We start from the raw sequence: 9,219 nt of genomic DNA, 5'->3' as shown, positions 1-9,219 counted from the left end.
CAATAACAGAACCAATAACAGAACCAATAACAGAACCAATAACAGAACCAATAACAGAACCAATAACAGAACCAATAACAGAACCAATATTGCCTTAAGTTTTAACATTTCATTAAAACAATAAAAAGTCCCAAGTGAGTTCATTCACTTGGGACTTTGCTTATTTTAATATTTGTACTTTCACTGTTTTCCTACCCCATTGAATCGCACTTTTTTGAGAAGGAACGAAAATATCGATTTTTTTCCCTTTAATGGCACCGCCAGTATCGCCGGCAACCGCATAGCCATAACCTTCAACATAGACCTTTGTTCCGAGCTTAATTACTTTCGGGTCTACAGAGATGACCTTTAGGTTTGGATTTTTCTTTAGATTTAAACCGATAGCTGTGATGCCAGAGCATCGTTTACAATTCGCTGTATAGGCAGTCGCACTAACTGTTAAAGTCTTTACTACCTTTAACTTCGGTCCTTTATTTGTACTAGTGCTGGCTTTCTTAACAACCGGTTTACTAGCTGGTACATTAGTAATCTTTAATATTTGATTTGGGTGAATAGTATTTGATTTAAGTTTATTCCATTGTTTTAATGTGTTCACGGAGATTTTATATGTTTTTGCAATACGATAAAGCGAATCGCCACTCTTAACTTTATATGTATTGGATGCTGCTGATGCGCCGTTGCTACTTCCGAATAATAACATACCTGCCAAACTACACATGACTAGGAATTTCTTCATAACTGTAAACCCCTTCCTTCTGTAATATAAAAGTTACCACAATAATATTACACAAATATTTCAATAGCTTACTAGTTTCATGACAAAACCGTGATATTAAGGTGTCAGGCACCGCTCGTGGACAAAACCCATAATTCGTCCACGGCTGACGGACACTGAAGGCAAGGAGGTTCATTTTAATATAATTTGTGCCTTTGTGCTTCTATTCGGGTGTATTATTAAATAGCCAAAAAAACCTCTGCCAATTATTATCTCGGCAGAGGTTTTTTTGCTATTTTATATCTAGTTGTGTTTTCAGTTCACTTTGAATCCGTTGTTTTTCTTCTTGCGGAACGATGTAGTAATAGATTCCGTTAATTTTCGTCCCGCCGCCTTTTATTGTCATTTGCTGAACGTTACCAGCCACACTACGGTAATTCTTTTGAATATCCATCATTTGATCAAATGTAAGATTTGTTCTCACATTATTGCCAAGGGCTGTAAAAATACTTTGATATTTAGTAAGCGATGAGAGGCTCGCACCTTCTCTTAAAACACCTTGAATAATTTCACGCTGACGTAATTGGCGCCCAAAATCACCACGAGGGTCTTCATGTCTCATCCGAGTAAAGGCTAACGCTTTTTTGCCATTCAAAGTTACCTGTCCCTTTGGGAAATGGTAACCGCCTTGAGAAAAGTCTAAATCATTGTTTACCGTGATGCCGCCAACCGCATCGACAATATCCTCAAAGCCTTCCATGTTTATTTTTACAAAATAATCAATGGGAATGTCCAAGAAATTTTCAACCGTGTTCATCGCCATTTCTTCGTTGCCGAATGCATAAGCATGGTTGATTTTATCCTCGGTGCCTTTACCAACTATTTCTGTTCGGGTATCACGTGGAATACTTAACATCTTTACAGAATTTAGTTTTGGATTCATTGACAAAACAATCATGGTGTCAGAACGACCTTTATCGCCTTTACGCTGGTCCACACCCAAGAGCAATACCGAGAAAGGCTCCTTTTCTTGTAATGATACTTCTTCGGTACGTTTGTCGGATTTTCGATCGACAGGGTGATGCATCGTTTCGACAGCAGTTGTTAATGAGCTATATACTGAATAGGCGTAAACACCGATTCCAATTATTAGTAGTAATAAAACAATTCCAGTTACGCGGAGCCATGTTTTCTTTTTCTTTTTATTCTTTTCAGCTCTCATCTAGTTTTCCTCCACAACGATATTTTGAAGCATAGTATAGAATAGCAGATATTATCGAAATTTAATACATTTATTTGAAGAACTTACATATTTTTAACTGGATAATTTGGTGAAATTTTTTTCACGAATTGTTGTTAACAAAATATTGTAATCCATCATAATAGAGTAGCTTAACAAAAATTCCCCAGGGACAATATACTAGAAAAAAAGTTTATTTAAGAAGAGCCTATCTAAAATCAAGAATATTGATTTTTAGATAGGCTCTTCTTTAGCATAGAAATCGACGAGATTCTATCAAAACCTATATTAATATATTGCTAATTTTGGTAAAATTTAAGAAAGTTGAAATCTGGATAAGGATGGGGAAAGCGTTGAAGGCAGGTCATTTAAGGGAGTTGCCGTCGCACACAAGGTGGGGATGATCCCGAATGAAAGAATCTATAATGACGCGGCCATCGTTTATGACAAAACTCCCTTTGTTTTAGCGATTATGACAAAAGGTATTTCCTATGAGAAATCACAGATGGTAATTGCTGATCTGGCAGCCATTGTGAATAAAAATCATCAAGCTAAGGCGTCAGCCAAGTATTTTAAGAGTAAAGCAGATGTGACAATCTATCAAAGTATGTCAAAAACAGCTGCAATTGGAACCTTGACGAAATACCAAATCCTTCATATTGTTTCGAATCAAGGCACGTGGTATGGGATCAAATTTGGTAAAGGAACCGGTTATATCGAAAAGAAATCGGTGATTGCGCTGATCAAGCAAGCACAAAGCGGCTGGGTCACGAATCAGCCGAAAACCGGTATGATTAAAATGAGAGAAAAGGCACCTATTGTCGACAAATCCACTGCAGGTAAGGTAATTGGCTATATTAATAAATATCAAGAATACTATTTTTTCAAAAAGGAAAAAGACTACTATGTTATTGACATAGGCGGAAGAGTTGGTTATGTAGCTAGTAAATATATTACGGCTCTAAGTGTTGTCAAGTAAGTTTACCGTTTTAGCAAGAGCGAATTGGATATCTGTCAAAAGGGCTTCCGTAATGGGAGCCCTTTTAGGTATTAAAAATTATAGAAAAAACGGTAATCATATAGTTTTAGAAGTAGTGTAATCCTTTAGTGGTATATTTTTTATAAGTTAACAAATTCTATACATATCAACTAATCATTGATAAAATCTAATATGAATATTGTCAAAATTTCAGGGAGTGTGACAGAATTTGTATGAAAATTAAACAAGTCTAGAAGGCATCAATCAAATCCTGACTTACAACGAAACAGTTATTAATCAAGCAAGAAACTTGTAAAATGCAGCTAAAAGCCCCAAAAGGCTTAAAAGGTACATATACGGAGGATAAGAATCGTGCTATTTAGTTCAACAGTATTTTTATTTTTATTTTTGCCTCTTACACTAACTATATATTTTTTTTCACCCAGAAAGTTAAGGAACACGGTCTTACTTTTGGCAAGTTTGTTTTTTTACGCATGGGGCGAACCAAAGTTTGTGTTGTTTTTATTTCTTTCCATTCTTCTTAATTATGTTTTTGCCCTGCTAGTTGATCAAAATAGAGAGAAACGTGTATTGGTAAAGTGGGTGTTAGGCGTTACTGTCTTTGCTAATCTTTCCATTCTGATTATTTTCAAATATGCCAACTTTATTGTAGATAACATAAATAACATGTTTGGAACGACGATTGAATTAGGCAACATCCCGTTTCCATTAGGGATTTCCTTTTTTACGTTTCAGGGACTAAGCTATGTTATTGATGTGTACAGGAAAGACGGGAAGGCGCAAAAAAATCTGATTAACATGGCGATGTATAAAGCCTTGTTTCCACAACTTATTGCAGGACCAATTGTTCGCTATGTAACGGTGGCTGACCAAATTACCGACAGAAAAGAATCGTTACCGAAATTTGCTGAAGGTACCAAAAGATTTATCATAGGGTTAGCGAAAAAAATGATTATAGCCAATAATTGCGGCTGGGTGGCAGATCAAATTTTCTCAATGCCTGCAAGTGAGTTATCTGTTGGTCTGGCGTGGATTGGTATTATTGCTTATTCCTTACAAATCTATTTTGACTTTTCGGGTTATTCCGATATGGCGATAGGTTTAGGAAAAATGTTTGGCTTTGATTTTCTTGAAAACTTTAACTATCCCTATATTTCTCGTTCGGCCACGGAATTTTGGAGAAGGTGGCATATTTCACTAAGTACGTGGTTTAAGGATTATTTATATATTCCGTTAGGCGGGAACCGAGGCGGAACCTTTAAGACCTATCGGAATTTGTTCATTGTCTGGCTAGCTACAGGGATTTGGCATGGCGCCGCATGGACATTTATTGCCTGGGGTGTTTATTACGGTGTATTGATTATGTTAGAAAAAGCCTTTTTGCTGAAATTTTTAAAAAGCATTCCGCGGGTATTCCAACATCTTTATGCACTATTAGCCGTTATGATTGGCTGGGTGTTCTTCCGTGCAGAGACATTTACTTATGGGTTTAATTATCTGAAGGTTATGTTCGGTGCCAATGGAAACCCTGTCTGGGACCGCCAAGCTAGTTTTTATTTTTCACAATATGGAATCATCCTTTTGATTGCGATCATCGCTTCTATGCCTGTTATCCCTTTCATCAAAGACAGATTCTTAAAGCAGGGAACAGTCGGTGTCACAAGCAGCAGGGATCTCATTGTCACAGCAAGTTACGCTGTTATTTTCTTTTTAACGCTTGTAAGCGTGGTTTCATCCACCTTCAATCCATTTATTTATTTTCGGTTTTAATAAGTATGGAGGATATTATGAAAAAAGCTAATATACAAGGTCTCGCTTTAATTACAATTTTCCTACTAACGATCTTTGGCTTCTTTATCTTTACTTTTGTAACGCCATCAAAGTCAATGTCGCTTTTAGAAAATAGAAATTTAGCACAAAGACCTGATTTAAACTCTGAAAATCTACTTACCGGTGAGTACTCCAAGCGATTTGAGCAGTATTACAATGATCAATTTCCGATGCGTGATACGTTTATCGAAACCAACAGTAGAATTAATAAGAATTTTCTTAGACAAAATATTATTGATGATGTCTATGTGTCGGATGACGGTTATTTGTTATCCAAAATAGCAGAGGGAACGTCGGCTGATGCCCAAAAAATTGCTAGTGGAATCAATGAGTTGGCCGATCGTTTAGCTAAAAAGAACATTGGTGTTTATACCGCATTAATGCCAAATAAACCGACGATGATGGAGAATAAATTTCCCTCTTATTTTCCAAGCTATGGTCAAAAAAATATGGACCTCTTATATAAGGAGCTAGATGAGAATACCCATCCGATTGACTCGCGTGCTACTTTAAAAAAACATATGAATGAGGACTATATGTTTTTCTATTCAGACCATCACTGGCAAGCTAAGGCCGCTTTTTACGCGTACCAGAATGTAATGTCTGAAATTATTGATAAGGAAAACATGAAGGATACAATTTCGCAGTATAACGATTATTCTTGGGAATTAAAAGGCAAACCGTTCTATGGTTCAGATGCGAGGAAAACAACAAGTGCAAATGCAAAAAAGGCGGATAAAATCCTTGTAGCGGAGCTTAAAGAAAACCACAAGCCGTACGTAATGAAGTGGGGAATAAAATCACGCAGTGGCTTATACAATACGGACTTTTTAACCATGGAGGATCTGTATACAAATCGTTACCAGGCCTATTTAGGCGGAGATTTTGCGCAACTGACGATTACTAATCCGAATCAAACGAATAATAAAAAGCTTTTAATCATTAAAGATTCCTATGCCAATGCATTTGTTCAATTTTTAGTTCCTCACTATAAAGAGATACATGTATTGGATTTACGCCATTATAATAAAATGCCAATCGAGAAATATGTAGATGAAAATAAAATTGATCAAATTGTCCTGTTAAATAATATTAACTCGATTTTTGTCACTCCTGCTTTAACAAACTTTAACCATCCAGGGCAGGGTGAAAATCAATAAACAACTTTGAAAAAAAGCTCTCCATCTTAGCCTGTTGCTGAAATGGAGGGCTTTTTTCGTTGACAGGCTCTGAAAAGGATGTTGTTCTTAGGCAAACTTCCCGTATGGTATGCTTTTAACTTTTAGAATTTTGGTAAATTTATAGAAAGCCTTATAAGTGTATAATGCTATAATAATAGTATCTAAGTTTTTTTAGGAAGGGGAAAATAATGAGTAAAAAATTATCTGTTTCTTTATTGATCCTTGTGCTTTTATTCCCTGCTTTAGGGAATTATGCTAACGCAATAAGCACGACGACACCCAATAAGTCCACTCAAAAATATGTGTATTACCCAGACAGTGTAAATGGAACAAAAGGAAATAATATTAAATATATCTTGTATTTTGATGCCTCCGGGTATTTGTCCCATGCTGTTTTAAAAGAAAAGGGAACGCAGCGAATTCTTGCTAGATATGTTTATTATCCCAGAACTGTTTACGGGACCCATGGGGAAAATATCAAGTATGTGTTGAACTTTAATGCCTCTGGATATGTAACCAATGCGGTTTTAAGAGAAAAACAGACGCAGCGAATTCTTTCGAGGTATGTGTATTACCCAAACACTGTGTATGGTACCCATGGGAAAAATATCAAATATGTCCTGAACTTTAATGCCTCCGGTTATGTGTCAAATGCTATATTACGAGAAAAAGGAACCCAGAGAAATCTTACTAGATACGAGTATTATCCTAATACGGTGTATGGCACCCACGGGAAAAATATCAAGTTTAGCTATACCCTAAATAATTTAGGGTTTGTAACTCAGGCTACTCAAAGAGAAAAAGGAACTCAACGCGTTCTTTCATGGTATCAATATCAAGCAAAAACGGTTTACGGGAACCACGCATCTAAGGTCAGTAGCCTTAAATTAAATGTACCCTTGATCAATCAAAGGCCAGAGCTGCCAACAGGTTGTGAAATTACGGCAGTAACAATGATGCTCCAGTATAAAGGCGTCCGTGTCGATAAAGTCACCTTAGCGAAAAAAATGCCAAGGCATTCAAGTAATCCAAACCTAGGTTATGTTGGGAATCCATTTACAAAATCAGGATGGACTATTTATCCTCCTGCCTTAATGGGATTAGTAAAGAATTATGCTGGAAGTGCCAAAAACCTAACAGGTGCTAGTAATGGAACAATAGAAACACAATTAGTAAATAACAAACCGGTTGTTGTTTTGGTTTCACGTATGCATGGTTTTTCAGTGCATGCATTGGTCCTAACAGGATTTGATCAATCTAATTATTACTATAATGATTGCTGGACAGGTGAAAAGAATGCCAAAATCAGCAAAGCGGAATTTAATAGATTATGGGGCAACCAAAGTAAGAGGGCCATATCTTATTAATTAACAATTGCTTTATCCGGTTGTCATCCTATTCTCTTCCTTTCCAGGAATTTATGGTATTAAATACGTGAATACAAAACATAAGGCTGCCTTTTGGCGGCCTTTTTTGCGTTATAACATAGACAATCAAGATTAATACGAGATTAATACGGGAATAATACATGTAAACCGAAGTTAGGTTCTTATTGTGTTCCTTCTATTATCATGTGATACATAAAGTGAAAAAGTAATACATATAAATTTATTTTGGACTACCTTGTTGGAGGAATGGATATGTTAAAGGTTACCGTAGCTATACCTGTTTATAACGCGGCAAGACATTTAAATGTAACACTGGATTCCTTAATGCACCAAACGATGGATGGGTCAGATTTTGAGGTCATTTGTGTGAATGATTGCTCTACAGATAATAGTAAGGAAGTTATTGAGAACTTTAGTAAGTTAATGAGTAACATTGTTCTCATTGATCGGGAGAATAATTCAGGAGGCCCAATGATTCCACGAAACGATGCGATAGATGCTGCTCGTGGTGAATATATCCTTTTCTTAGACAATGACGACTTCTTAGGGGAGGAGGCACTCGAACGACTTTATATTGAAGCAAAAAAAAATCAGTCCGATGTCATTTATGGCAAGTATGTTGGTATCAATGGACGTAAAGTACCTGGGTCTATGTTTAAAAAAGGGAACCGTCCGAAGGCTGATATTATCAAAGATAATTTAGTTAACTCTTTAGCACCTCACAAGATGTTTAAGCTCTCATTTCTGAGACAAAATGATTTTAGATTCCATCCAAAGGCTGTAGTGGGTGAAGACCAGCTTTTTGTCATGCAATGCTATGTGACAGCTAAGGTTATTACCGTACTCGCAGATTATCATTATTACTTCGTTGTATCGCGTGGGAAAGAGAATCTGAGTGTAAAGTATTTCCCTGCAGAGCAATTCTTTTTTTCATTTAATCGACTCATGGAATTTTTACATGAATGTAACCATGATGACTCATATAAAACAACGTTAAAGGTTGCTTTCTTAAATCGGTTTCTACATGCCAGCCGTTTACGTGGGCATCTATTAACATCTCGGTTAACACACGAACAAAAAATAGACTGGTTAAGTGAAACGAAAAGATTTATTGACAACCATGTGGACGACAGCTTAATTACTTCTCTAGAACCTCGGTTCCATTACTTTATGGAAGTGGCAAAAGAAAATGATATTCATAAACTGGCTTCAGTCCAAATATAGAATCCTTATTCTGGACATGGGAGGAATACAGAAAAAATATAGAGGTGACCACCATGTGGAAAATGAAAACAAAACGGGCAAATGTAATCACTTATACTAGACCTTCCGTAAGATCTATACCAGCCAATCACTATGAAATACCCGGGCAGAAGCATATTGTTTATCCATGTATAAAAGGTTGGTTTGAGATCAGGCGAGTTGATAAAGATAATATAAAGACCGTAGAATTTATTCGGAAAGAAGATATCCGGTACAGTACGGAATATTTGATCTTTGTTATGAAAGAAAAAGCCAGACGTCTAATGAGAATTAAACCTCTAACAATAAAATTTCTTAGAAGTGCAATGGTAAAAAGCAAAAGGTGAGGAATTCTATACTCCTCACCGACTCCAAAAAACTCAACTCAACTTTCATCTGTTTGTAATAAATGAAGGACAGGATCTAAGGGCATTATATTGCCAGTATCCCCATTTTCATCTCCATCGTCATCCTCATCATTCCATTCAGAAATACTATTATATTCAATACAATCCTCACAAAAACCATTTATTAAGTAGTATGAAATATCCTCCCGTCCGCAATCAGCACATAGTGCCATAGTACCACCTTCTATTTCAGTTTACTTTGTATAATATTTTGTC

The 9,219-nt window shown here is 36.3% G+C and carries 7 protein-coding genes and 1 pseudogene; 5 read left to right on the top strand and 3 right to left on the bottom strand.

Annotated features, from left to right (window positions below; all coding sequences use genetic code 11):
- Positions 1–160: 160 nt before the first annotated feature.
- Together AB7942_RS09820 and tagU are read right to left on the bottom strand one after the other, a co-directional pair.
- Positions 161–736 carry a 3D domain-containing protein gene (locus tag AB7942_RS09820; RefSeq protein ID WP_369446682.1) on the bottom strand — a complete coding sequence of 192 codons (576 nt, stop codon included), beginning with the start codon at positions 734–736 and terminating at the stop codon, positions 161–163.
- A 271-nt stretch (positions 737–1,007) separates the two neighbouring features.
- Positions 1,008–1,937 carry a polyisoprenyl-teichoic acid--peptidoglycan teichoic acid transferase TagU gene (gene tagU / locus AB7942_RS09815; RefSeq protein WP_369446681.1) on the bottom strand — a complete coding sequence of 310 codons (930 nt, stop codon included), beginning with the start codon at positions 1,935–1,937 and terminating at the stop codon, positions 1,008–1,010.
- 418 nt (positions 1,938–2,355) lie between these two features.
- On the opposite strand from tagU, the gene AB7942_RS09810 reads away from it, so the two are divergent.
- The 5 genes and pseudogenes from AB7942_RS09810 to AB7942_RS09790 all read left to right on the top strand — a co-directional run bounded on the left by AB7942_RS09810 (position 2,356) and on the right by AB7942_RS09790 (position 8,578).
- Complete coding sequence (locus tag AB7942_RS09810) at positions 2,356–2,934, top strand: SH3 domain-containing protein (protein ID WP_483310856.1); 579 nt, start codon at positions 2,356–2,358, stop codon at positions 2,932–2,934.
- A gap of 372 nt (positions 2,935–3,306) precedes the next feature.
- Positions 3,307–4,725 (top strand): MBOAT family O-acyltransferase, encoded by a 1,419-nt coding sequence (locus AB7942_RS09805; RefSeq protein ID WP_369446680.1) that lies wholly within the window; start codon positions 3,307–3,309, stop codon positions 4,723–4,725.
- A gap of 17 nt (positions 4,726–4,742) precedes the next feature.
- Positions 4,743–5,945, top strand: a complete 1,203-nt coding sequence (locus AB7942_RS09800; RefSeq protein WP_369446679.1) for a DHHW family protein — start codon at positions 4,743–4,745, stop codon at positions 5,943–5,945.
- An 842-nt stretch (positions 5,946–6,787) separates the two neighbouring features.
- A pseudogene (locus AB7942_RS09795) lies at positions 6,788–7,333 on the top strand (C39 family peptidase); the annotation flags it as partial.
- A gap of 273 nt (positions 7,334–7,606) precedes the next feature.
- Positions 7,607–8,578, top strand: a complete 972-nt coding sequence (locus AB7942_RS09790) for a glycosyltransferase family 2 protein (protein ID WP_369446678.1) — start codon at positions 7,607–7,609, stop codon at positions 8,576–8,578.
- 403 nt (positions 8,579–8,981) lie between these two features.
- Here AB7942_RS09790 and AB7942_RS09785 read toward each other — a convergent pair whose 3' ends face one another.
- Entirely contained in the window at positions 8,982–9,176 is a 195-nt protein-coding gene (locus AB7942_RS09785) for a hypothetical protein (protein ID WP_214715428.1), read from the bottom strand.
- Between the last annotated feature and the right edge of the window lie 43 nt (positions 9,177–9,219).

This window comes from Neobacillus sp. BF23-41, assembly GCF_041106275.1.
This window is presented reverse-complemented; position numbering and strand designations above follow the sequence as displayed.